Below are 22,934 nucleotides of genomic sequence, written 5' to 3'. Positions count from 1 at the left end.
ACTTGAACCTTGTATAATAGAGGATGTACATTCAAATTGTGAAGGATAGCAGAAGAGTCTGCGTGTGTGGAAATTGAGAGAAAGGAGCCCGCTATGAGCTTTCCTAAGGAAGGCAGCACTATCCAGATACACAGCTACAAGCATAATGGGAAGCTTCACCGCATTTGGGAAGATACGATTGTGTTGAAAGGAACGTCTAAAGTCGTAGTAGCAGGAAATGACCGTATCATTGTCAGGGAAGCGGACGGAAGAAATTGGCGGACGCGTGAACCAGCGATTTGTTATTTTGATGCCGAGCAATGGTTCAACATGATTTGCATGCTTCGCGCTGACGGCATTTATTACTACTGCAATCTTGGAACGCCTTTTACGTGGGATGAAGAAGCGTTGAAGTATATTGATTATGACTTGGACATTAAAGTGTATCCGGATATGACGATGAAGCTGCTCGATGAAGATGAATACGAACTGCATAGCAAGCTCATGAAGTATCCGCCAGAACTTGATGTTATATTACGAAAAAGTGTAGACGAGCTTATATCGTGGATCCACCAGAGGAAAGGGCCATTTGCGCCTCAATTTGTGGAAAACTGGTACGAACGGTATTTGCAATACCGCTAAGAGCCTGAGCTTTCAGGCTTTCTTTATAGAAAAAGAAGGGGTTTACTTGAAGACAATCAAAAGGTATTTGGTGTTTGTAAAACCATACCGCAAAGAAATTATTGGAACGATTTTAATTGGGTTGCTGAAATTTGGCATCCCGCTGTTATTCCCGCTTGCGATGATGTACATTATTGACGATGTTCTTCTCAATGAAGAGTTGTCTACCGCTGAACAATCTTCACAACTTTATTGGATTATTGGCGGCATGGCGTTTTTGTTTATCGTCTTGCGGCCGCCAATTGAATACTATAGGCAGTATTTTGCCCAATGGATCGGCAACAAAGTCCTATACGATATTCGTGACCACTTGTTCACGCATATTCAAAAGCTGAGTTTGCGCTTTTACTCAAACCGCAAAGTAGGGGAAGTGATTTCCCGGGTCATCCACGACGTCGAGCAAACGAAGAACTTTGTGATCACTGGCCTTATGAACATATGGCTTGATTTGGCGACGATTTTAATCGCGATTGCGATCATGCTCCAATTAAACGTATGGTTGACACTTGTTGCTATTTCGATGTTTCCGTTTTACGGGTTTTCGATTAAATATTTTTACCAGCGTTTGCGGAAGTTGACGCGAACTCGTTCACAAGCACTTGCGGATGTACAAGGCCATTTGCATGAGCGCGTCCAAGGGATGAATGTCATCCGCAGTTTTGCCAATGAAGACTATGAACAAAAACAATTTGCTGTTCGCAACCAACGCTTTTTAGCGAAAGCGCTTGATCATACGGCTTGGAACGCAAAAACGTTTGCCGTCGTCAATACCGTGACGGACATCGCCCCTCTCCTTGTTTTGTTTGTATCGGCGCTGTTTGTGCTAAATGGCAGCTTAGAGCTCGGGGCAATGAGCGCTTTTGTCCTTTATATGGAACGGCTATACGGTCCGTTACGGCGTCTTGTCAATTCATCGACAACGTTAACACAGTCCATTGCTTCGATGGACCGCGTTTTTGAGTTTATTGATGAGAAATATGATATTACAGACAAAGAAGGAGCAGACGTGTTGACTGATGTCAAAGGAGCTGTAACATTTGAACATGTGACATTTTCCTACGACAATGAAGCGGCACCGGCACTGCAAGATATCCATTTAAACATTCCAGCAGGGCAGACGGTTGCCCTTGTTGGCATGAGCGGTGGAGGGAAAAGCACGCTCGTCAGCCTGATACCGAGGTTTTACGATGTTACAAAAGGCCGGATTCTGATTGACGGCAAAGACATTCGTGACCTCGTCGTGAGAAGTTTGCGCGACAATATTGGCATGGTTCTGCAAGATAATATCCTGTTTAGCGACAGCGTGAAATCGAACATTAAAATTGGAAAGCCTGATGCAACAGATGAAGAAGTCATTCAGGCAGCAAAAGCAGCCAACGCCCATGAATTTATTTGCAAGCTGGAAAATGGCTATGATACCGAAGTTGGCGAACGGGGAGTCAAACTATCTGGAGGGCAAAAGCAGCGCATTGCCATTGCCCGCGTATTTTTAAAAAATCCACCTGTGCTCATTTTTGACGAAGCAACGTCAGCGCTCGATTTGGAAAGCGAACATTTTATCCAAGAAGCACTAGAAAAGCTGGCCCGAGACCGGACAACGTTTATCGTTGCACATCGTTTGTCAACCATTACGAATGCCGATACGATTGTGGTTATAGACGACGGAAAAGTAGTCGAACAAGGCACTCATAAAGAATTAATGGAAAAGCAAGGTTCCTATTACAAACTATACAGCGTCCAAGAATTGGAAGCGTAAAGGATCAGGCTGATAGAAAACGCTTGTCAGACGAGGAGTGCAGGCGAGGGAAGATGCGAATAGAACGTGGGTTCATGAGCATATGACCGAGGCAAACGACGAAGTATGCGAGCGTTTTTCTACAGTCTGAAAAACCGCCTTTTAGGCGGTTTTTTACGTAGTTGCATCGTCTTCAGTTGTGTGGATTTGGTGGTTTTCGACAAGCGTGTCAAGATGCTCCAACTCCTGCTGGTATTCAATAATGGCTGAAATTGCCGGCAGGAAAGAGTGCCATTGCGCCAAGTCAAACGCTTCTTCTTCGTAAAGGGTGACAAACAGATTCGTCATTGTCGATTGCCCTTCTTCAATTTCGTTCACATAATCTTCGGGGGCATTGATGCTAACCTTCCCGTTGTAACGCAAAATAATGCGGCGGTGGTAATCGGTCAACGATGTAATTTGCTCTTCGATTCTGCCTTTCACACGGTCAGGGAGATTGCTAAAGTCTTCAGAGCGATGCTCAAGCATTTCCAAGACACGGTATGCTTTTTCGCTAGTAGAAATCATTTGCCTAAACACGACGACTTTCCGGCGTTGGTTAAATGTTTTCGAGCGAAAATAATTGCGTTCTTCCCTGAACAAATTAAACAAGTCATTTGTTTTATCCAAATGGTTTTTTTGCGCTTTCATGTCTTCACGCAAAGCAATCGAGTCAGCCTCACGGCGAGCGACAAGTTCTAGCCACTCGAGCAAGCTGTCTGTCGTGGAAGACAGTTTGTCATAAACTTTGTTCTCATACCGTGGCGGTATAAAAGCTAAATTCACAAGAAAAGCGGCAAGGATGCCTATCAAAACAAGGATAAACCTTTGTGCTGCAAATTCTAGGAAATTATCGGACGGGCTTTCCATGATGATGATCACAGTCACAATCGCTGTTGGAATAATAGCTGGCTCCAATTTTAATTTAATAAAGATCGCAATGGAAAGCATTACTACAACACCAACTACGAAAGGCGCATGCCCAAATGTCATCACAAAGAGGACACCAATAATAGCGCCAATCAAATTGGCTTGCACTTGGTGGCTGAAAGTCCGCAATGTCCGAAACAGCGAAGGCTGAATCGCGAAAGCGGCAGCAATCGCTGCAAATGTCGGTGGATTAAATTGGAGCCAATTGGCCAGATAAAGGGCAAGTACGACTGCAAGCCCCGTTTTCAAGATACGAGCTCCTAGTCTCATGTATCGCATTGTCCTTTCTCAGTTTAAAAACATGGCGTTCCGTTCTGGGCTTTTCTAGTATATTTGAGTCGCGGCTGTTTCATGCGCGTATCAGCTATAGAAATGCGCAGCGACTGTTTTAAATGAACGGTACGCAGCTTCAATTGTTTCATCAATGTCATTTTTTGTATGGGCAATCGTTAAAAACCAAGCTTCGTATTTGGAAGGTGCCAAGTGAATTCCTTCATTTAACATCGCTTTGAAAAAGACGCTAAATTGATCGCCGTTAGAACGTTTGGCTCCTTCATAATCAATGACGGGCTCATCTGTGAAATAAACGGTTAGCGCTCCTTTTAACCGGTTAATTGAAATCGGAACATTCGCTTTTGCGGCCGCTAAATAAAGGCCTTCTTCAAGGCGTGCCCCAAGTTCATCGAGTTTCTCGTATACGCCTTCTGTTCGCAAGACTTCGAGGCAAGCAATCCCTGCGCTCATGGATGCAGGGTTTCCGGCCATTGTCCCAGCTTGGTAGGCGGGTCCAAGTGGAGCGACTTGCTCCATAATATCCATCCGTCCGCCGTATGCGCCAATTGGCAATCCGCCGCCAATAATTTTTCCTAGAGCGGTCATATCTGGCTTCACATTCAAGTAGTCTTGAGCGCCTCCATACATAAAGCGGAAAGCCGTAATGACTTCATCATAGATCACGAGAGCGCCGGCGCTATGAGCAAGGTCATTAACAGCTTCTAAAAAGCCTGGCTCAGGTTCGACAATGCCAAAATTGCCAACGATTGGTTCAACAAGGACAGCGGCTGTTTCGCTTCCCCAATGGGCTAGCGCTTCTTTAAATGCCGCGATGTCATTAAAGGGAACGGTAATGACTTCACTTGCCGTTGCAGCTGTAACGCCAGCTGAGTCTGGAGTGCCGAGTGTAGAAGGGCCTGATCCAGCAGCTACGAGAACGAGATCAGAATGGCCATGGTAGCATCCAGCAAACTTAATGATTTTTTCTTTGCCTGTATACGCTCTTGCGACGCGAATCGTCGTCATGACCGCTTCAGTTCCCGAATTTACAAAGCGTACTTTTTCAAGGGATGGAATGGCATTTGTTAGTTCCTGTGCAAATTCATTTTCAAGCCGAGTTGGCGTGCCGAAAAGAACGCCTTTGGCGGCCTGGTCTTGTATAGCTTTTGTAATGACTGGATGGGCGTGACCGGTGATAATGGGGCCGTATGCCGCTAAATAATCAATATAGCGGTTGCCGTCAACATCATAAAAATAGGCACCTTCTCCCCTTTCCATGAAAACAGGCGTGCCGCCGCCCACTCCTTTGTAGGCTCTAGAAGGGCTATTTACACCACCTACAATTACATGTTGAGCTTCCTGGTAAAGGGATTCTGATGTTTTGCGATTCATAAGGACCTCCATCTGCTAATAAACTTCTCCCGCTTATCATAGCATATGTCCTATAGCAAGTCAGAGAAAAGGGCATGTGCCAACAGAAAAATCTCTTCATTGAAGAATTTCGCCAATTCCGCTAATCTTTTAAGAGAGAGTAACTGATCGAAAAGGAGCGTAATAGAATGGTACGACAAGGAGAAAAAGCACCTGATTTTGAACTGCCAGCAAATGGCGGAAAGACGATTCGTTTGTCTGATTACAAAGGCTCTTACATCGTCCTTTATTTTTACCCGAAAGATATGACCCCTGGCTGCACGACGGAAGCGTGTGATTTTCGCGACCAAACTGAAGCCTTTAAAAAAGAGGGAGCGATCGTACTAGGTGTAAGCCCCGATCCGGCAGACAAACATGACAAATTTGCAGAAAAACATGGTCTGCCTTTTCCGCTTGTAGCAGATGAAGATTTGGAGGCTGCAAAAGCGTACGGAGTTTGGCAGCTTAAAAAGAACTTTGGCAAGGAGTACATGGGCATTGTTCGCTCTACGTTTGTAATTGGCAAAGACTTTACGGTTCTCAAAGAATGGCGCAATGTAAAAGTGAAAAACCATGTTGATGACGTACTCGCTTTTGTTAAGGAACAAAATGATGGGTGAGAAAGCATCGGTTGTTTTCTTTATGAAACAAACAGAAGAAAGGCAGGAGCTACTTAAACACTCTTTTGAAAATACGTCCTTTTATTTTCCTGATAAGAAAGGTGTTCCTAGCGATCAAATTTTAAAAACGGCGGATGTTCTAGTTACGTTTGGCGACGATATTACGGAATCGCTTGTGAGCAAAGCGCCTTCGCTTAAGTGGATTCATGTCATGTCTGCTGGCATTGAAGGGTTGCCTCTTCGCCTTTTGCATGATAGAGGCGTGTTGGTGACCAATAGCAGAGGCATTCATGCTGAGCCGATGTCCGAACACGCCATTTGGGCGATGCTTGATTACGTAAAAAACGCTACTCGCTATCGGGCGTTGCAACAAAACAAACAATGGGATAAAAGCATCAAGCCGAAAGAACTTACAGGGATGACAGCCGTTTTTCTTGGCACAGGCGCCATCGCTTCAAAAACAGCTGAACGGGCAAGCGTGTTTGGCATGCAAACAATCGGCGTTAATACAGACGGCCGTCCGCAAAAACATTTTGAGCAGACGTTTTCCATGGAAGAGTGGCATAAAGCATTAAGGAAGGCAGATGTTCTGATCAACATTCTTCCTTATACAGAACAGACGCATGGTATTTTGAATAAAGAGGCGTTTAAGCAACTTAAGGGGCGCACGGTATTTATTAATTTGGGTAGAGGGAAATCGGTAGTTGAAACGGATTTACTTGATGCATTAAAATTAAAACAAATCGAACACGCTTATCTGGATGTTTTTGCAGAAGAGCCGCTCCCCATTGATTCACCTTTGTGGGACGATGAAGCAGTGACGATGACCCCTCATGTTTCGGCAGCAACATCCCATTACATGAAAAGGGCTCTTGTTATTTTTATGGAAAACTTAAAAGCCTTTATAAACAACGAGGACCTTAAAAATGTTGTTTGTTTTGAAAAAGGATACTAAAGGGAGGGATCATAACGATGAAGCTGTTAGTATGCATTATTGATGATTTTTACGCTGATGATGTGGAAAAAGATTTGCGCAAACAAGGGTATCGGATGACCGAACTTTCTAGTTCAGGCGGCTTTTTAAGAAAGGGAAGCACCACGTTTTTGTTTGGCGTTCATGAATCGGACTTGGAACAGCTTCAAGCTGCTCTAAAAAATGCATGCTTAAATGTAGAATCAAAGCGGCAGCGAAAAGATAAAAAGACACATCGTTACACCTCTTTTCTAGTTCCAGCTGCAAACGCAACGCCGTTGTTCGTGCAAACATGAACACGACCGAAAACGCTTGTCAGGCGAAGAGTGCAATCTGAATAGAATGAGCAGATGCTTGATGTTTGCCTCTAGTCTGAGAACCGCCCATATAGGGTGGTTCTTTTGCATCTAAACAGCAAATTTTTGCCTGCTCTTGCTTAAAGCCAAGTTACAACTTATAATTAATATAAAGAAAGAATAGTTTTCCGAAAGAGAGGCGCATAGTATGGCTAATCGAGGCTTATCGGAAGCAATTGATGCGCTTAAAAGCACACGAGTGCGTATGACACCGCAGCGCCACGCGATTTTGGAGTTTTTGTATGAATCAATGACACACCCTACAGCGGATGAAATTTATAAAGCATTAGAAGGGCGCTTCCCGAATATGAGCGTAGCGACTGTATATAACAATCTGCGTGTTTTTAAGGAAGTTGGCATTGTAAAAGAGTTATCGTATGGCGACGCTTCAAGCCGTTTTGATTGCGTGACAAGCAACCATTACCATGTCATTTGCACGCAATGCGGTAAAATTGTTGACTTCCATTATCCTGGACTAGATGAAGTGGAAACCCTTGCAGAGCATGTGACAGGTTTTGAAGTTGACAATCATCGCATGGAAATTTACGGCGTATGCCCAGATTGCAAAAAAGCGCGTTAAGGGCACCTGATAGGAAAGAAAAAAGAGGAAATAGCCAGCGCTCTTTCCTCTTTTCCTTTCCGTACCTTTATTATGTTTGTGACTTTTTGGAAGCACGAGAATTGTAAGCTTCGTCAAATTCCTTCCCTTCAAGTGAACGGTCCATCGTTAGTGGCTGATCGCAATGCATGCACGCATCGACACGGCCGAGTACTTTTGTTTGCTTTTCGCATGACGGGCATATGACAGGAACCGCTCGCGTCGAAAGAAGGCCAATAAAAAAATAGACAACTGTACTAGCGATAACGGCTAGAAAACCGAGTATCATAGCGATGACCATAATGACTGGATGCTCTTTAAAGAAGATGCCGACGTACATAATGAGGATCCCGACAAACACTAAGCTTAGTGCGAATGTGCGTATTTTGTTGATTTTGTTTGTATACTTTAGCTTCATTGCTTGCCCTCCTGGTGTTTATCTGAAATAGCAACTTACATTCAATAAATCGAATCGAGTATAGTATAACATAGGTTAACCGATTCCGTTAAAGCGCTTCTATAAACAGAAGGAGATCATTTCCAAAAAAAAAACGAAAAAAAGTGTTGACCGATTTTTATAGCCGTGATATATTATTTCATGTCGCCAACGAACTGGCGATTCATTGAAAAACAAATTGACTGAATGGTCTTCGCTATGTTAAGATCATGAAGTCGCAACCGAGTCCTTTGAAAACTGAACAAAAGCCAAGCGTAAAAGAGATACAAGGTATCTCGTCAATGATAGTGAGCCACAACTTCGGTTGTGCATGAAGCTAAGGATCTTCGGTTAAGGTCGCGACGTCCTGTCGCAACACCGAAGCCAACACATCCGTGTGTAAGTAAACTTTTTAACGGAGAGTTTGATCCTGGCTCAGGACGAACGCTGGCGGCGTGCCTAATACATGCAAGTCGAGCGGACAGAAGGGAGCTTGCTCCCGGACGTTAGCGGCGGACGGGTGAGTAACACGTGGGCAACCTGCCCCTTAGACTGGGATAACTCCGGGAAACCGGAGCTAATACCGGATAATCCCTTTCTCCACCTGGAGAGAGGGTGAAAGATGGCTTCGGCTATCACTAGGGGATGGGCCCGCGGCGCATTAGCTAGTTGGTAAGGTAACGGCTTACCAAGGCAACGATGCGTAGCCGACCTGAGAGGGTGATCGGCCACACTGGGACTGAGACACGGCCCAGACTCCTACGGGAGGCAGCAGTAGGGAATCTTCCGCAATGGACGAAAGTCTGACGGAGCAACGCCGCGTGAGTGAGGAAGGCCTTCGGGTCGTAAAGCTCTGTTGTGAGGGAAGAAGCGGTACCGTTCGAATAGGGCGGTACCTTGACGGTACCTCACCAGAAAGCCACGGCTAACTACGTGCCAGCAGCCGCGGTAATACGTAGGTGGCAAGCGTTGTCCGGAATTATTGGGCGTAAAGCGCGCGCAGGCGGCTTCTTAAGTCTGATGTGAAATCTCGGGGCTCAACCCCGAGCGGCCATTGGAAACTGGGGAGCTTGAGTGCAGAAGAGGAGAGTGGAATTCCACGTGTAGCGGTGAAATGCGTAGAGATGTGGAGGAACACCAGTGGCGAAGGCGACTCTCTGGTCTGTAACTGACGCTGAGGCGCGAAAGCGTGGGGAGCAAACAGGATTAGATACCCTGGTAGTCCACGCCGTAAACGATGAGTGCTAGGTGTTAGGGGTTTCGATGCCCGTAGTGCCGAAGTTAACACATTAAGCACTCCGCCTGGGGAGTACGGCCGCAAGGCTGAAACTCAAAGGAATTGACGGGGACCCGCACAAGCAGTGGAGCATGTGGTTTAATTCGAAGCAACGCGAAGAACCTTACCAGGTCTTGACATCCTTTGACCACCCAAGAGATTGGGCTTCCCCTTCGGGGGCAAAGTGACAGGTGGTGCATGGTTGTCGTCAGCTCGTGTCGTGAGATGTTGGGTTAAGTCCCGCAACGAGCGCAACCCTTGATCTTAGTTGCCAGCATTGAGTTGGGCACTCTAAGGTGACTGCCGGTGACAAACCGGAGGAAGGTGGGGATGACGTCAAATCATCATGCCCCTTATGACCTGGGCTACACACGTGCTACAATGGATGGTACAAAGGGCAGCGAAGCCGCGAGGTGAAGCCAATCCCATAAAGCCATTCTCAGTTCGGATTGCAGGCTGCAACTCGCCTGCATGAAGCCGGAATTGCTAGTAATCGCGGATCAGCATGCCGCGGTGAATACGTTCCCGGGTCTTGTACACACCGCCCGTCACACCACGAGAGTTTGTAACACCCGAAGTCGGTGAGGCAACCTTTTGGAGCCAGCCGCCTAAGGTGGGACAAATGATTGGGGTGAAGTCGTAACAAGGTAGCCGTATCGGAAGGTGCGGCTGGATCACCTCCTTTCTATGGAGTTTTTACTCTAGTCGACAAACAACTTACGTTGTTTGACGCTTGTGCTGTTGTTCAGTTTTGAGAGGACTCAAAACTCTCAGGTTCTTTGAAAACTAAATCCAGAAATAACTCAAATTGATCTTTGTTCATCGGTTGTAAAACTGTTTGAACGAGACGTCAAGAATTCAATGCATACCTTTTTATGTATTTTTTTATTTTTGCGAAGAGAACCAAGCAAGTCGAGGATGGGAAATGTTCGAAGGAGGGAGCGTAGTTGCCTACGTGACCGACTGAGAAGCATGAACCAGACGAAGAGATGCGACGGTTATCTGAAGCAAATGTATTTCACAAAGAGAACCAAGCAGGTCGAGGACATACGTTTTCGAGCGAAGGAGCGTACGAGGGTACGTGACTGAGTGAGAAGAACGTAATGGACGAAGAGATGCGACGGTGATCTGAAGTGAAAAAGGATAAGTTAGAAAGGGCGCACGGTGAATGCCTTGGCACTAGGAGCCGATGAAGGACGCGACGAACCGCGATAGGCTTCGGGGAGCTGTAAGTAAGCTTCGATCCGGAGATTTCCGAATGGGGGAACCCACCATCCGTAATGGGATGGTACTGGCATCTGAACACATAGGATGTCGAGAGGCAGACCCGGGGAACTGAAACATCTAAGTACCCGGAGGAAGAGAAAGCAAATGCGATTTCCTGAGTAGCGGCGAGCGAAACGGAAACAGCCCAAACCAAGAGGCTTGCCTCTTGGGGTTGTAGGACACTCAACAACGGAGTGATCAAGAAACGGAGTAGGTGAACTGTCTGGAAAGGCAGGCCGAAGAAGGTAACAGCCCTGTAGCTGAAACTTCGTTTCCTCCAGAGTGGATCCTGAGTACGGCGGGACACGTGAAACCCCGTCGGAATCCGGGAGGACCATCTCCCAAGGCTAAATACTCCCTAGTGACCGATAGTGAACCAGTACCGTGAGGGAAAGGTGAAAAGCACCCCGGAAGGGGAGTGAAAGAGATCCTGAAACCGTGTGCCTACAACTAGTCAGAGCCCGTTAACGGGTGATGGCGTGCCTTTTGTAGAATGAACCGGCGAGTTACGGTATCGTGCAAGGTTAAGCTGATGAAGCGGAGCCGCAGCGAAAGCGAGTCTGAATAGGGCGCCTTTAGTACGATGCCGTAGACCCGAAACCGGGTGATCTACCCATGTCCAGGGTGAAGGTCGGGTAACACCGACTGGAGGCCCGAACCCACGCAAGTTGAAAATTGCGGGGATGAGGTGTGGGTAGGGGTGAAATGCCAATCGAACTCGGAAATAGCTGGTTCTCCCCGAAATAGCTTTAGGGCTAGCCTCGAGTGATGAGTCTTGGAGGTAGAGCACTGATTGGACGAGGGGTCCCCACAGGATTACCGAATTCAGTCAAACTCCGAATGCCAATGACTTTAACTCGGGAGTCAGACTGCGAGTGCTAAGATCCGTAGTCAAGAGGGAAACAGCCCAGACCATCAGCTAAGGTCCCCAAGTATACGTTAAGTGGAAAAGGATGTGGAGTTGCCCAGACAACCAGGATGTTGGCTTAGAAGCAGCCATCATTGAAAGAGTGCGTAATAGCTCACTGGTCGAGTGACTCTGCGCCGAAAATGTACCGGGGCTAAACGTATCACCGAAGCTATGGCAATCCCGTATGGGATTGGGTAGGGGAGCGTTCCAAGGACAGCGAAGCCAGATCGTGAGGACTGGTGGAGTGCTTGGAAGTGAGAATGCCGGTATGAGTAGCGAAAAGATAGGTGAGAATCCTATCCGTCGAAAGCCCAAGGTTTCCTGAGGAAGGCTCGTCCGCTCAGGGTTAGTCGGGACCTAAGCCGAGGCCGAAAGGCGTAGGCGATGGACAACAGGTTGATATTCCTGTACCACCTCGTATTCGTTTGAACGATGGGGGGACGCAGAAAGGTAGGGTGAGCGCGCCGCTGGCTGTGCGCGTCGAAGCATGCGAGGCTGGAACATAGGCAAATCCGTGTTCCGTAAGGCTGAGCTGTGACCGTGAAGGACCTTCGGGTCCGAAATCCCTGATCCTCCGCTGCCGAGAAAAGCCTCTAGTGAGAATACAGGTGCCCGTACCGCAAACCGACACAGGTAGGCGAGAAGAGAATTCTAAGACGCTCGGGAGAACTCTCGTTAAGGAACTCGGCAAAATGACCCCGTAACTTCGGGAGAAGGGGTGCTCTAGTAGGGTTAACCGCCCGAGAGAGCCGCAGTGAAAGGATCCAAGCGACTGTTTAGCAAAAACACAGGTCTCTGCGAAGCCGTAAGGCGAAGTATAGGGGCTGACACCTGCCCGGTGCTGGAAGGTTAAGAGGAAGGGTCATCCCTCACGGGAGAAGCTCTGAATTGAAGCCCCAGTAAACGGCGGCCGTAACTATAACGGTCCTAAGGTAGCGAAATTCCTTGTCGGGTAAGTTCCGACCCGCACGAATGGTGCAACGACTTGGATACTGTCTCAACGAGAGACCCGGTGAAATTATAGTACCTGTGAAGATGCAGGTTACCCGCGACAGGACGGAAAGACCCCATGGAGCTTTACTGTAGCTTGATAGTGAGTGTTGGTATCATCTGTACAGGATAGGTAGGAGCCTTGGAAACCGGAGCGCTAGCTTCGGTGGAGGCGTCGGTGGGATACTACCCTGATGGTGCTGGCATTCTAACCTCGACCCGTGATCCGGGCCAGGGACATTGTCAGGTGGGCAGTTTGACTGGGGCGGTCGCCTCCTAAACAGTAACGGAGGCGCCCAAAGGTTCCCTCAGAATGGTTGGAAATCATTCGTAGAGTGCAAAGGCAGAAGGGAGCTTGACTGCGAGACCTACAAGTCGAGCAGGGACGAAAGTCGGGCTTAGTGATCCGGCGGTGCCGTATGGAAGGGCCGTCGCTCAACGGATAAAAGCTACCCTGGGGATAACAGGCTTATCTCCCCCAAGAGTCCACATCGACGGGGAGGTTTGGCACCTCGATGTCGGCTCGTCGCATCCTGGGGCTGAAGTAGGTCCCAAGGGTTGGGCTGTTCGCCCATTAAAGCGGCACGCGAGCTGGGTTCAGAACGTCGTGAGACAGTTCGGTCCCTATCCGTCGCGGGCGTAGGAAATTTGAGAGGAGCTGTCCTTAGTACGAGAGGACCGGGATGGACATACCGCTGGTGTACCAGTTGTTCCGCCAGGAGCATCGCTGGGTAGCTACGTATGGACGGGATAAGTGCTGAAAGCATCTAAGCATGAAGCCCCCCTCAAGATGAGATTTCCCATGGCGTAAGCCAGTAAGACCCCTTAGAGATGATGAGGTTGATAGGTCAGAAGTGGAAGCGTGGCGACACGTGGAGCGGACTGATACTAATCGGTCGAGGACTTATCCTATCCATTCTTGACAGTTGAGTCTATTTCGGATTTAGTTTTGAAAGAATCACCGATTCTTTTCATCCTTACGCTTCAGTGCAGACGAAGTCATTCGCCGCCTCTGAAGCAAAGCGATTGACAAAGAGAAGCAAGAAGGTCGAGGATTGGAAGTGTTCGACTGAAGGAGCGTACAAATGTACGTGACTGAAGAAGAATCACGAACAAGACGAAGAGATTCGCCGCTTATCTGAAGTCAAAAAAGAACTACGAAGAGAAGCGAGGAGTTCGAGGACAGGAGTGCTCGAAGAAGGGAGCGTACCCAAACGTACGTGACCGACTGAGAGACACGAACTGGACGAAGAAATCCGAAGCTTAAACGATTGACAAAGAGAAGCAAGAAGGTCGAGAATTGGAAGTGTTCGACTGAAGGAGCGTACAAACGTACGTGACTGAAGAAGAATCACGAACAAGACGAAGAGATTCGCCGCTTATCTGAAGTCAAGCGAGGTCCGGTGACAATGGCAAAGAGGTCACACCCGTTCCCATGCCGAACACGGCCGTTAAGCTCTTTTGCGCCGATGGTAGTTGGAGGCTTCCTCCTGCGAGAGTAGGACGTTGCCGGGCTTACATATCGTTCCACAGTAGCTCAGTGGTAGAGCTATCGGCTGTTAACCGATCGGTCGCAGGTTCGAATCCTGCCTGTGGAGCCATTAGGAGAGCTGTCCGAGTTGGCCGAAGGAGCACGATTGGAAATCGTGTAGGCGGTGTAAAACCGTCTCGAGGGTTCGAATCCCTCGCTCTCCGCCATACATAAAAGGCCCGTTGGTCAAGCGGTTAAGACACCGCCCTTTCACGGCGGTAACACGGGTTCGAATCCCGTACGGGTCACCATCAATTTAGGAAATGATGGAGGATTAGCTCAGCTGGGAGAGCATCTGCCTTACAAGCAGAGGGTCGGCGGTTCGAGCCCGTCATCCTCCACCATCGCAATCAAATTAGAGTAACGTAATCCTACATTTGTTCTAGCGACGCAGGGTGGAGCAACGAGCGCAGCGAGTTGTCTCGACGCACCAAACATCCCGAAAAAGCTAGAAGAGGAAGAGACAGCCGTGCTCTCTCAATCAATAGCAAAGCAAGATCTTATTTATTCCTAACGACGCAGGGTGGAGCAACGAACGAAGTGAGTTGTCTCGACGCAAAAACCTTCCCCGAATAAGCAAGTAGAGGAAGAGACAGTCAAACTCTTTCAACCAATAGCAAAGCAAAATTCCATTATTCCTAACAGCGCGGGGTGGAGCAGCCTGGTAGCTCGTCGGGCTCATAACCCGAAGGTCGGCGGTTCAAATCCGTCCCCCGCAACCAATACAAAAAACAAGAAAATGGTCCGGTAGTTCAGTTGGTTAGAATGCCTGCCTGTCACGCAGGAGGTCGCGGGTTCGAGTCCCGTCCGGACCGCCATTTAATTAAAAGGAATGGCTCGATAGCTCAGTTGGTAGAGCAACGGACTGAAAATCCGTGTGTCGGCGGTTCGATTCCGTCTCGAGCCACCATCATGCGATTTGGGCCGGTCTAGCTCAATTGGTAGAGCAACTGAATCGTAATCAGTAGGTTGGGGGTTCAAGTCCTCTGGCCGGCATCACTTATCAAAAAATCATTGACATTTTGATCAATTATGGGTATGATAAGTATTGTCTTTTGAAACTGGAGGGGTAGCGAAGTGGCTAAACGCGGCGGACTGTAAATCCGCTCCCTCAGGGTTCGGCGGTTCGAATCCGTCCCCCTCCACCATTTTCATAGGGGCATAGTTTAACGGTAGAACAGAGGTCTCCAAAACCTCCAGTGTGGGTTCGATTCCTACTGCCCCTGCCAACTTGAATTGTTTAACCATATATCGATATGGCGGTTGTGGCGAAGTGGTTAACGCACCGGATTGTGGTTCCGGCATTCGTGGGTTCGATTCCCATCAGCCGCCCCATTTAAATAGCAATGGGCTATAGCCAAGCGGTAAGGCAACGGATTTTGATTCCGTGATTCCCTGGTTCGAATCCAGGTAGCCCAGCCATATGCGGAAGTAGTTCAGTGGTAGAATATCACCTTGCCAAGGTGGGGGTCGCGGGTTCGAATCCCGTCTTCCGCTTTTACTTTTTACGGCGGCATAGCCAAGTGGTAAGGCACGGGTCTGCAAAACCCTTATCACCGGTTCAAATCCGGTTGCCGCCTCCAATTTAAAAATAAGTTGTTTAGTCCTAGATAGGCCGGGGTGGTGGAATTGGCAGACACACAGGACTTAAAATCCTGCGGTAGGTGACTACCGTGCCGGTTCGAGTCCGGCCCTCGGCATCTCCTGAAACGAAATGAAGAAAATTGCGCCCGTAGCTCAACTGGATAGAGTACTTGACTACGAATCAAGCGGTTAGAGGTTCGAATCCTCTCGGGCGCGTATGCAAACTGACCTTAAAATGGTCAGTTTTTTTGTTTTTAGATCGCTTCCTTCTCCTTTAAAGGTAACTGCTTTTCACTAGCAGAATAAAAGGAGGAGGCGTTTTCCTTTATGAAAAACGACGAATGGGAAACATACGAGGCAAAGGAAGAGGACAAGGCTTTTGAGCATTTGACGAAAACGCTGCAACAAATTGAGGATGCAAGGGTAGTTTACATCGATGACTTTATTCCTGAAGGGGAAGAAGAAAGTGACCAAACGAAGTATTTTGAAGAAGCGTTAGGCGACGGAAATGTCAAACTGATTTTAGGGCCAAAACGGTATTATGCCACTGTCAAGCTACCAAGTCGAACCGTGTTAGAAGGGCAAGGGATGGAATTAACAACGATCCAAACTCCTGATCATGCGCCAAGTTATGAATGGACGGTGTCGGTAAAGGATAAGGACAATGGTGCCGAGTATATTGCCGTTCGTCATCTAAGCTTAGACGGTAACCGCAGAAGGGGCGTCGAGCCAGCCGGGGGCAGCCGTTCCAGTTGCTTAACATTCCATGGTGTAAAGTACGGTTGGGTAAATAATGTATTTGCCTACAACAGCACATTGCATGGATTTGACGTTACGTCGACAGGTCTAGATTACCACTATGGTGGAGATGGAACCGTTGATTCAGGGCCTTCCCAATATGTTTGGATTGATGGCTGTAAAGCAACTGACTGGATCGATGATGGATTTACTACTCACCATAGTGAATACATCACCATTTCCAATTGCTATGCCTATGAACCTAACAGTAGAGGAAATGCAAATGGAATTGAGATCGATGACGGAAGTCGCCATGTGCTTCTATCAAACAATTACTCTATGGGTTGTTATGGGGGTATTGAAATTAAAGCCCATGCCAACTCGAGTGCAGCGAACAATGTCCATATTCTTGGGCACATTTCTAGGGAAGACACACGTAGCTATAACTTCCGCCATATCGGCCATCATACCGGCGATGATCCTGATTCAAAAACGGCCTATCATATTACGGCTACTAATCTCGTGTCGCTGCACCCAAACAAAAAAAGGGGGTTCCAGAACAATACAGATCCCCGTGCTCTTGTGATTAGCGCTTATACGAATGTCAGCATTACCAATTTTACGGCCATTGGCGATCTATCCTACGACTTTGGCAATACGCCTGTCATTGCGATTCAATATAAAGCGAAAAATGTATCCCTTAACGGCATTAACGTAAGCCATTTTCATAACGCTAGCGACGCTATCATTGTATTTGGTGGAGGAAACCGTGGCGACCACATTTCTTTGTCAAATATTCATATTTATGATGCAGGCAAAAATAACGGGATATACGTCGGCAGCGGACATAGCAACGTCTCCATTTCCAATGTGAATGCAATCAATTCTAAGGGAGAGGGAGAAAATGCAGTGGAAGCGGCGACAAACTCTGTCAACATTAGCGGTGTATCCGTGACTGGATACAAGTCTGCTGTCCGCAGCGGTGGCGTCGCCTATAAAGAGCCAATTACAGTGATCAAGGGAGGCGCACGGATCGCTTCAAGTACAGGGGCGCCGTCCACCGAACAATCGATCATACTTGCAAGCACTTCGTCGCCAACAGCTTCTGCTTCTAAAACGATGGTGGCTGCCTCATCTAATTCCCACGCAGTTGGCGAAGGGGCAATCGTGCTAGGAAGTGCAGGCAATTCACGGGCGCAAGGACCTCGGAGCGGCATCCTTAGCTCCAGCGGCGCAGTTGCTGGACAGTCAGGAGGGGCGTTTGGCTCGATGGTACTTGCGAGTAATTTAGTAGCCAATCCAAATGGCTATTCTGTAGTCGGCGGGTATGGGGCTTCAGGCAACCCAAGCAGCGCCAATATCAAGTGGGAGCTTAATAGCCGTACTGGTACAGTCCGAGCTGCGGGCACGCTATCAAGTGCGCAACCGTTTACTGCCTATGCTCAGTACTTCGAAAGCATAGATGGAAACCCCATTGTCACGGGCCTGCTTGTCACTCTTGACGGAGACAAAATCCGCGTGGCTGAGGAAGGAGACGATATTCTTGGCGCTATTTCTGAAACAGCAGGGGTGGTTCTTGGAGAATCGGCACTTTATTGGCAAGGCAGATACTTAACTAACGAATTTGGCGGTATTGTCTATGAGCCGCAAACAATCCGCACGTATGATGTCGATGAAGACGGCAATACGCTTCCTACGTATACAGAAGAGGTTGTCGAACTGCCGCTAGAAAACCCTCAATATGACCCAAGCCTGCCTTACACTCCACGCAGTAAGCGCAAAGAGTGGAATATCGTCGGGCTAACTGGCCAAATTCACGTCTGTGTCTCTGACTCCGTCCAGCCAGGAGATTATGTAAAAGCCAACGGTGGAATAGGCGTGCCAGGAGAAAATGGATCGATAAAAGTCATGCGCCTTACAAAAGCGTACGATGAGGACAAGGGATATGGTGTCGCTTTGTGTTTTATCAAGTAACCATTGTATAGGAGAGCAGCAGCATTTTTGCTGCTCTCTAAATTATTTTATATTGATGGTTATTTTTTTATTAAAAAGTATTGACCATCTTACCAATGCATGGTATATTAGTTCTTGTCAGTTGATGAGAGCAACATAGCTTATCAAGAAATGGGCCGGTGTGGCGGAATTGGCAGACGCGCACGACTCAAAATCGTGTTCCTTCGGGAGTGTCGGTTCGACCCCGACCACCGGTATTAGGTGCCAAACCTAAGTAATAGCAAAGTCTATTACACGAAAGCTTTCTACTTTGTAGGGAGCTTTTTTCATGTTTTGTTTCCACTATATTGTTTGTAAGCTTCCCGGGCCTTTTCCTCGCAATCGACCACATGCCAGACAAACGGCATTGCCGGGTTTGATACCAACTTTGCTCGGATCATTTCCCCTACAGCAAAGTTCCTTTGGTCGAAAGTTCCGCCAGATTGTCGAGGATAACGAGAGCCATCGGGAGCTCCTTTGGCTTCGATCCAAGCACCGATCCCATCATCGCTACTCCAAATACGGTTAACACGATCAGGACGAGCACCATTCCCAGCCACATCGTTTATTTGTGCCAGCATTTTCATGATCCTCTCCTCCTCGTAAGATAGTTGATTATCAACCGCAATTTTCATTAGTGAAAGGCTTGCATATTATATGGCTACACCACAAGGTCACTTAATTTAATTGTTATAAACCACGCTTCCCGTTCATTTGATTACAAAATTGATTACTCAAATACCAGCATCGGTAATTAGGATTGACATATCGCAAAATATCGATATAATAAAAGGCATGGATCCAATTGAAGTGTTCAAGGCGTTGTCTAACGAGTCGAGGTTACAGATTTTACAGTGGCTTAAGGAGCCGGAAAAACATTTTGTGCCCCATGAAGGAGTGGATATGAGGGAAATCGGGGTGTGTGTCAGTCAAGTGACGGATAAGTTGAACATGACACAATCGACAGCGTCGCAGTATTTGTCCATTCTACAGCGGGCCGGACTGATTCGAACTGAGCGGATCGGCAAATACACGTACTACAAACGAGACGAAGAGAAGATCAGCGAGTTGGCTGCATATTTGAATCAGAAACTCTAATCAGAACTGAATACCTCAAACGTATTCAGTTCTTTTTCGGCCCTACATATCGACATATCGCGATATATAAATTAATTAAAAGGATCCTCGTATCAACAAAAAAAGGAGAAGTGAATGCATTGTCTAACACGTGGAGAGTCTATTTATTGGCTTTAGTTACTTTTTTGGTGGGTACATCCGAGTACGTTATTTCCGGCATCTTAGATAAGATCTCGGATACAATGGGTATTTCTGTTACTTCTGCGGGGCAGTTAGTTACGATTTTTTCCTTTGTATACGCCATTGGTACCCCGATCCTTATGGCGTTGACTGCTAAGGTGGAAAGACAAAAACTGCTGGTTTGGGCGCTAGGTATCTTCGTAGTTGGGAATGTACTGTCATTCGTTTTGCCTGGCTATGCATCGTTTCTCGCAGCTCGCGTCATTATGGCTCTAGGCGCAGGAATGGTCGTGGTAACCGCTTTGGACATCGCCGCGAAAATTGCCACCCCAGGCAAACAAGCCAGCGCGATTGCTACAGTAGTGATGGGCTTTACGGCTTCCTTGATTATCGGCGTGCCGCTTGGACGTATCGTTGCAGCACAATTCGGATGGAAAGCTGTTTTTGGTATATTGGCACTGGCCGGTCTGGTGGCTATGTTCGTTCTGTACGCCATCGTTCCCCGAGTTCAAGGGGATAAACCGATTCCGTTGTCCAAGCAACTTGCTTTCTTGAAAAACGGAAACGTAGCGCTAGGGCTTGCGATTACCTTTTTCTGGCTCGGCGGATACTCGATCGCCTACACCTACATTTCACCGTATCTACTTGATGTTGCCGGATTGAAAGAAGGGATGCTGAGTGGAGTGCTGTTGGCGTTCGGCATCGCTAGCCTGCTCGGATCCAAATTTGGCGGTTTCAGTACGGATAAATGGGGGGTATTCCCGACACTGTCAGGGGGAATGCTCTTGCACGTCATAGCGCTGCTTCTCCTCTCTTTAACCGTTACCTATACGCAAGCATGGCTGCCGATTGTCATCCTCTTGATTTTGTGGTCGTTTGCGGCATGGTCTTCCGGTCCAACGCAACAAGTCAATCTAGTTCGGATTGAACCGAATTATTCTGGAATCATGCTAAGTCTGAACCAATCCATGATGCAGTTGTCCATGGCTGCGGGCGCTGCAATCGGAGGCGTCATGATCAACCGTGTGTCTCTATCATCCATTACATGGGTCGGGATGGTTGGAGTCGCTATTGCGATCGTGGTGGTGACGTTTTTGAGGGGGCGAATAAGTGCCGGCAGTCAAGGTACCGGAGAGTATCTGGATGAAGTCTAAAAAAGGCATTCATTAAATGAATGGGAGTTGCGTCTGATTGCAAACGACTATTAAGCATTCATGGAGCCGACCTATTATATAAGGGAGCCCTCGGTAGACATGCAATGAGACCCCGTCTATGATCACTAATTTAGAGCCTGAGGGCTCTTTTTTTAAGACTTAAATTCGGAGGTGGGAGTGCTAGTTAAAAGGAAATAAGAAAAAGTCGGAAACAACCAAAAATACATTAACGGCGATTCGTGACAGAACGTTGTTACTGATAGGGGTCGTTGTTATATGTATGAATCTAGGCGAGAGAGTTCTTAGCATTTATTCGATGACTTTTTGGGTATCAGACTTCAGAAATAAAACTTTAATACTATAAATGTCGAGGCATCGTATTCCAATAAATTTTCAGGTATGTTAAAATTGTTTCTGTTATTGTAATCTAGTAATCTTATAGGGGGAAGCTACATAATGGCAAAGGAAAAAGTTAAAAAGCCATTTTATAAAAAATGGTGGGTTTGGGTAATTGCGATTATTATCATTGGGGCTGCTGTCAATGGCATTAATGATGAAAACGTGGACTCAAACCAAGCTGAAAGTAAGCCGGCTGTTACCGAATCAGCTAAGGGAACGTCAGAAGAGAAAGAAGATAAGGAAGAAAAAGAAGAGAAAGAAGAGGAATCAGAAAATGAAGAGGCGAAAGCAGAGGATGACGTTCCAGCGGAATATAATTCTGCTTTAAATAAAGCAGAATCGTATGCAAAAACGATGAGCATGTCCAAAACTGCTATTTATGACCAATTAACTGCAGAAAACGGTGAAAAGTTTTCCGCAGAAGCTGCTGAGTATGCAATGGATACTCTTGAATTTGACTGGAAAGCAAATGCTTTAAAAAAGGCTGAATCGTACGCAGAAACGATGAGCATGTCAAAACAAGGAATTTATGACCAGCTGATTTCTGAAAACGGTGAGAAATTTACTGCCGACGAAGCACAGTACGCAATTGACAATTTAAAGGCCGATTTTAATAAAAATGCGTTGGAAAAAGCAAAAATTTATCAAGACACAATGGATATGTCACCAGACGCGATAAAAGACCAATTGACTTCTGAACACGGTGAAAAATTTACACAAGAAGAAGCCGATTATGCTATTGAAAATTTAGATAAATAAAACATATAACAGACTCTCAACCAAAGTTGGGGGTCTGTTTGTTTAGAGTTGCAAATTCGCATTTTCCTGACGATACTATCGGATGCTATGGAATGTCAACACAAAACTGGACAATTTCTTAAAGGTGTCATGCTTTGTAATCGACGGGTGATTGATAATCGAGTGAACTAAGGATGCGTATATGGTTAAATCAGTGAACATCATCAAATAAAGCAAGGTCAAGTTTGTGTTGGTTATGGAAAACCCTTCTCGTTACAAACTCGATTTTAATGCTTTAAAGGTGGCTTTCACCACTGCGTTATCAAACGGTGTGCCTTTGTTGCTGAGTGAACGTTCATTCCAAAGGTCGCTAGTTTTTTTAACGATCGGTCGTTAAATTATTGACAATACAATAGGCTAATCTTATAATGGCCTTAGTTCAAATGAAGGGAGCCTGAGGGATATTAAGAAAAGAGAAATTACATCTAGTTATATTATCCAAGCAGCCTATGAGCTCTTTGCAGAGCATGGGATAGAGAGAACGAGTTTAGGTATGATTTCAAAAAGAGTAGGAATAACGAAATCGTCCATATACTACCACTTCGCCACAAAAGAAGAGTTGATTAGCCGAACATTTGAGTATATTTTTAGGGATCATTATTTTGCTGCTTATTTTGATACGGAGTCCATTCATAAAGACAATTTTATGGAGACGATCATTAGAGGCGGATTAAAAATGCTGCCAAGTGATGATGAAGAGCATCGTTCAACATTGAGAGTACTTAGTGAGTTTACGATGCTAGCTGAGCGTGATGAGCAATTTAAAACTCCCTTGTTTAAAGTTCAACAAGATTTTGTAGACGGTTTTTTCCATCTCTTATCAAAGGGCGCTGAATGGAGTCTTGTCGAACCTGCCAAAATCGAAGTTAACTCTAAAATTCTTGCCCTGCTTATTGATAATTTGTCCAGATGTAAGATGATGAAGATGGATTTGGACTATCCAATCATTTGGGAAGAGGCTGTTTATAGAATGATTGGGAAGATAGATAACAGCTAACAGGGAGTGATC

Annotated in this window: 15 protein-coding genes, 17 tRNA genes, 3 rRNA genes and 1 pseudogene; 31 read left to right on the top strand and 5 right to left on the bottom strand. The window is 46.7% G+C overall.

Going from position 1 to position 22,934, the window contains the following annotated elements:
* Nucleotides 1-93: 93 nt before the first annotated feature.
* Entirely contained in the window at nucleotides 94-621 is a 528-nt protein-coding gene (gene ntdP, locus BC8716_RS21655; RefSeq protein WP_011246166.1) for a nucleoside tri-diphosphate phosphatase, read from the top strand.
* 46 nt (nucleotides 622-667) lie between these two features.
* Nucleotides 668-2,416 carry an ABC transporter ATP-binding protein gene (locus BC8716_RS21650; protein ID WP_094429003.1) on the top strand — a complete coding sequence of 583 codons (1,749 nt, stop codon included), beginning with the start codon at nucleotides 668-670 and terminating at the stop codon, nucleotides 2,414-2,416.
* Nucleotides 2,417-2,569: 153 nt separating this feature from the next.
* Here the strand turns inward: BC8716_RS21650 and BC8716_RS21645 are convergent, their stop codons facing one another.
* Both BC8716_RS21645 and BC8716_RS21640 read right to left on the bottom strand, forming a co-directional pair.
* Entirely contained in the window at nucleotides 2,570-3,634 is a 1,065-nt protein-coding gene (locus tag BC8716_RS21645) for an aromatic acid exporter family protein (protein WP_094429001.1), read from the bottom strand.
* Between the two features lie 90 nt (nucleotides 3,635-3,724).
* On the bottom strand, nucleotides 3,725-5,029 hold the full coding sequence (locus BC8716_RS21640) for a glutamate-1-semialdehyde 2,1-aminomutase (RefSeq protein ID WP_094428999.1): 1,305 nt from the start codon (nucleotides 5,027-5,029) through the stop codon (nucleotides 3,725-3,727).
* Nucleotides 5,030-5,196: 167 nt separating this feature from the next.
* On the opposite strand from BC8716_RS21640, the gene bcp reads away from it, so the two are divergent.
* The 4 genes from bcp (at nucleotide 5,197) to perR (ending at nucleotide 7,576) form a co-directional block, all read left to right on the top strand.
* On the top strand, nucleotides 5,197-5,667 hold the full coding sequence (gene bcp, locus BC8716_RS21635) for a thioredoxin-dependent thiol peroxidase (protein WP_094428997.1): 471 nt from the start codon (nucleotides 5,197-5,199) through the stop codon (nucleotides 5,665-5,667).
* Nucleotides 5,660-6,622: an NAD(P)-dependent oxidoreductase gene (locus tag BC8716_RS21630; RefSeq protein ID WP_157730515.1), complete on the top strand. Its 963-nt coding sequence runs from the start codon at nucleotides 5,660-5,662 to the stop codon at nucleotides 6,620-6,622. Before bcp ends, BC8716_RS21630 begins: the two co-directional genes overlap by 8 nt.
* A 17-nt stretch (nucleotides 6,623-6,639) precedes the next feature.
* Nucleotides 6,640-6,936, top strand: a complete 297-nt coding sequence (locus BC8716_RS21625) for a cyclic-di-AMP receptor (RefSeq protein WP_011246172.1) — start codon at nucleotides 6,640-6,642, stop codon at nucleotides 6,934-6,936.
* 208 nt (nucleotides 6,937-7,144) lie between these two features.
* Entirely contained in the window at nucleotides 7,145-7,576 is a 432-nt protein-coding gene (perR, locus tag BC8716_RS21620) for a peroxide-responsive transcriptional repressor PerR (RefSeq protein WP_011246173.1), read from the top strand.
* 70 nt (nucleotides 7,577-7,646) lie between these two features.
* Here perR and BC8716_RS21615 read toward each other — a convergent pair whose 3' ends face one another.
* The gene (locus tag BC8716_RS21615; protein ID WP_094428993.1) at nucleotides 7,647-8,012 is read right to left on the bottom strand and encodes a YgzB family protein; all 366 of its coding nucleotides are present in this window, start codon (nucleotides 8,010-8,012) and stop codon (nucleotides 7,647-7,649) included.
* A 430-nt stretch (nucleotides 8,013-8,442) separates the two neighbouring features.
* On the opposite strand from BC8716_RS21615, the gene BC8716_RS21610 reads away from it, so the two are divergent.
* From BC8716_RS21610 to BC8716_RS21510, 21 genes are all read left to right on the top strand, one after another.
* Nucleotides 8,443-9,991 (top strand): 16S ribosomal RNA (locus BC8716_RS21610).
* A 456-nt stretch (nucleotides 9,992-10,447) separates the two neighbouring features.
* Nucleotides 10,448-13,384, top strand: a 23S ribosomal RNA gene (locus BC8716_RS21605).
* Between the two features lie 487 nt (nucleotides 13,385-13,871).
* Nucleotides 13,872-13,987: ribosomal RNA gene (gene rrf, locus BC8716_RS21600) — 5S ribosomal RNA — on the top strand.
* Together the 16S, 23S and 5S rRNA genes with 16 tRNA genes alongside form the textbook arrangement of a ribosomal RNA operon.
* A gap of 11 nt (nucleotides 13,988-13,998) precedes the next feature.
* A tRNA-Asn gene (locus BC8716_RS21595) sits at nucleotides 13,999-14,073 on the top strand.
* Between the two features lie 3 nt (nucleotides 14,074-14,076).
* Nucleotides 14,077-14,170 (top strand) — tRNA-Ser (locus BC8716_RS21590).
* Nucleotides 14,171-14,179: 9 nt separating this feature from the next.
* Nucleotides 14,180-14,254, top strand: a tRNA-Glu gene (locus BC8716_RS21585).
* A gap of 17 nt (nucleotides 14,255-14,271) precedes the next feature.
* Nucleotides 14,272-14,347, top strand: a tRNA-Val gene (locus BC8716_RS21580).
* Nucleotides 14,348-14,648: 301 nt separating this feature from the next.
* Nucleotides 14,649-14,725 (top strand) — tRNA-Met (locus tag BC8716_RS21575).
* 19 nt (nucleotides 14,726-14,744) lie between these two features.
* A tRNA-Asp gene (locus tag BC8716_RS21570) sits at nucleotides 14,745-14,821 on the top strand.
* Between the two features lie 16 nt (nucleotides 14,822-14,837).
* Nucleotides 14,838-14,913: transfer RNA gene (locus BC8716_RS21565), tRNA-Phe, on the top strand.
* 13 nt (nucleotides 14,914-14,926) lie between these two features.
* Nucleotides 14,927-14,999 (top strand) — tRNA-Thr (locus BC8716_RS21560).
* Between the two features lie 67 nt (nucleotides 15,000-15,066).
* Nucleotides 15,067-15,151: transfer RNA gene (locus tag BC8716_RS21555), tRNA-Tyr, on the top strand.
* Nucleotides 15,152-15,158: 7 nt separating this feature from the next.
* Nucleotides 15,159-15,232: transfer RNA gene (locus BC8716_RS21550), tRNA-Trp, on the top strand.
* A 30-nt stretch (nucleotides 15,233-15,262) separates the two neighbouring features.
* Nucleotides 15,263-15,338: transfer RNA gene (locus tag BC8716_RS21545), tRNA-His, on the top strand.
* Nucleotides 15,339-15,350: 12 nt separating this feature from the next.
* Nucleotides 15,351-15,425 (top strand) — tRNA-Gln (locus tag BC8716_RS21540).
* A gap of 3 nt (nucleotides 15,426-15,428) precedes the next feature.
* A tRNA-Gly gene (locus BC8716_RS21535) sits at nucleotides 15,429-15,500 on the top strand.
* Between the two features lie 12 nt (nucleotides 15,501-15,512).
* Nucleotides 15,513-15,586: transfer RNA gene (locus BC8716_RS21530), tRNA-Cys, on the top strand.
* A gap of 31 nt (nucleotides 15,587-15,617) precedes the next feature.
* Nucleotides 15,618-15,703, top strand: a tRNA-Leu gene (locus BC8716_RS21525).
* Between the two features lie 26 nt (nucleotides 15,704-15,729).
* Nucleotides 15,730-15,803 (top strand) — tRNA-Arg (locus BC8716_RS21520).
* A 111-nt stretch (nucleotides 15,804-15,914) separates the two neighbouring features.
* Nucleotides 15,915-18,299, top strand: coding sequence for a peptidase G2 autoproteolytic cleavage domain-containing protein (locus tag BC8716_RS21515; RefSeq protein ID WP_094428991.1), 2,385 nt, complete (start codon nucleotides 15,915-15,917; stop codon nucleotides 18,297-18,299).
* A 154-nt stretch (nucleotides 18,300-18,453) separates the two neighbouring features.
* A tRNA-Leu gene (locus BC8716_RS21510) sits at nucleotides 18,454-18,535 on the top strand.
* A gap of 69 nt (nucleotides 18,536-18,604) precedes the next feature.
* On the opposite strand, the gene BC8716_RS22430 is transcribed toward BC8716_RS21510, so the two are convergent.
* Nucleotides 18,605-18,904, bottom strand: coding sequence for a hypothetical protein (locus tag BC8716_RS22430; RefSeq protein WP_157730514.1), 300 nt, complete (start codon nucleotides 18,902-18,904; stop codon nucleotides 18,605-18,607).
* Nucleotides 18,905-19,112: 208 nt separating this feature from the next.
* Here BC8716_RS22430 and BC8716_RS21505 point away from each other — a divergent pair, with 208 nt between their 5' ends.
* From BC8716_RS21505 to BC8716_RS21495, 3 genes are all read left to right on the top strand, one after another.
* On the top strand, nucleotides 19,113-19,415 hold the full coding sequence (locus tag BC8716_RS21505) for an ArsR/SmtB family transcription factor (RefSeq protein WP_010271784.1): 303 nt from the start codon (nucleotides 19,113-19,115) through the stop codon (nucleotides 19,413-19,415).
* 119 nt (nucleotides 19,416-19,534) lie between these two features.
* Nucleotides 19,535-20,728: an MFS transporter gene (locus BC8716_RS21500; RefSeq protein ID WP_094428989.1), complete on the top strand. Its 1,194-nt coding sequence runs from the start codon at nucleotides 19,535-19,537 to the stop codon at nucleotides 20,726-20,728.
* Between the two features lie 456 nt (nucleotides 20,729-21,184).
* The gene (locus BC8716_RS21495; protein WP_094428987.1) at nucleotides 21,185-21,886 is read left to right on the top strand and encodes an Ltp family lipoprotein; all 702 of its coding nucleotides are present in this window, start codon (nucleotides 21,185-21,187) and stop codon (nucleotides 21,884-21,886) included.
* 193 nt (nucleotides 21,887-22,079) lie between these two features.
* On the opposite strand, the pseudogene BC8716_RS23090 reads toward BC8716_RS21495, so the two are convergent.
* Nucleotides 22,080-22,222, bottom strand: a pseudogene (locus BC8716_RS23090) (IS3-like element IS655 family transposase); the annotation flags it as partial.
* A 97-nt stretch (nucleotides 22,223-22,319) separates the two neighbouring features.
* Between BC8716_RS23090 and BC8716_RS21490 the strand changes: the two are divergent.
* Entirely contained in the window at nucleotides 22,320-22,922 is a 603-nt protein-coding gene (locus tag BC8716_RS21490) for a TetR/AcrR family transcriptional regulator (RefSeq protein ID WP_094428985.1), read from the top strand.
* Nucleotides 22,923-22,934: the final 12 nt, after the last annotated feature.

It is taken from the genome of Shouchella clausii, assembly GCF_002250115.1.
Lineage (GTDB): Bacteria > Bacillota > Bacilli > Bacillales > Bacillaceae_D > Shouchella > Shouchella clausii.
Note: the sequence above shows the minus strand (reverse complement) of the source record. Positions and strands in the feature narration are given on the sequence as shown.

Bases quoted from the DNA above. Each gene is read 5' to 3' on its own strand.
- ntdP (WP_011246166.1), top strand. From the start codon at position 94: ATGAGCTTTCCTAAGGAAGGCAGCACTATCCAGATACACAGCTACAAG.
- BC8716_RS21645 (WP_094429001.1), bottom strand. From the start codon at position 3,634: ATGAGACTAGGAGCTCGTATCTTGAAAACGGGGCTTGCAGTCGTACTT.
- BC8716_RS21640 (WP_094428999.1), bottom strand. From the start codon at position 5,029: ATGAATCGCAAAACATCAGAATCCCTTTACCAGGAAGCTCAACATGTA.
- bcp (WP_094428997.1), top strand. From the start codon at position 5,197: ATGGTACGACAAGGAGAAAAAGCACCTGATTTTGAACTGCCAGCAAAT.
- BC8716_RS21630 (WP_157730515.1), top strand. From the start codon at position 5,660: ATGGGTGAGAAAGCATCGGTTGTTTTCTTTATGAAACAAACAGAAGAA.
- BC8716_RS21625 (WP_011246172.1), top strand. From the start codon at position 6,640: ATGAAGCTGTTAGTATGCATTATTGATGATTTTTACGCTGATGATGTG.
- perR (WP_011246173.1), top strand. From the start codon at position 7,145: ATGGCTAATCGAGGCTTATCGGAAGCAATTGATGCGCTTAAAAGCACA.
- BC8716_RS21615 (WP_094428993.1), bottom strand. From the start codon at position 8,012: ATGAAGCTAAAGTATACAAACAAAATCAACAAAATACGCACATTCGCA.
- BC8716_RS21515 (WP_094428991.1), top strand. From the start codon at position 15,915: ATGAAAAACGACGAATGGGAAACATACGAGGCAAAGGAAGAGGACAAG.
- BC8716_RS22430 (WP_157730514.1), bottom strand. From the start codon at position 18,904: ATGAAAATGCTGGCACAAATAAACGATGTGGCTGGGAATGGTGCTCGT.
- BC8716_RS21505 (WP_010271784.1), top strand. From the start codon at position 19,113: ATGGATCCAATTGAAGTGTTCAAGGCGTTGTCTAACGAGTCGAGGTTA.
- BC8716_RS21495 (WP_094428987.1), top strand. From the start codon at position 21,185: ATGGCAAAGGAAAAAGTTAAAAAGCCATTTTATAAAAAATGGTGGGTT.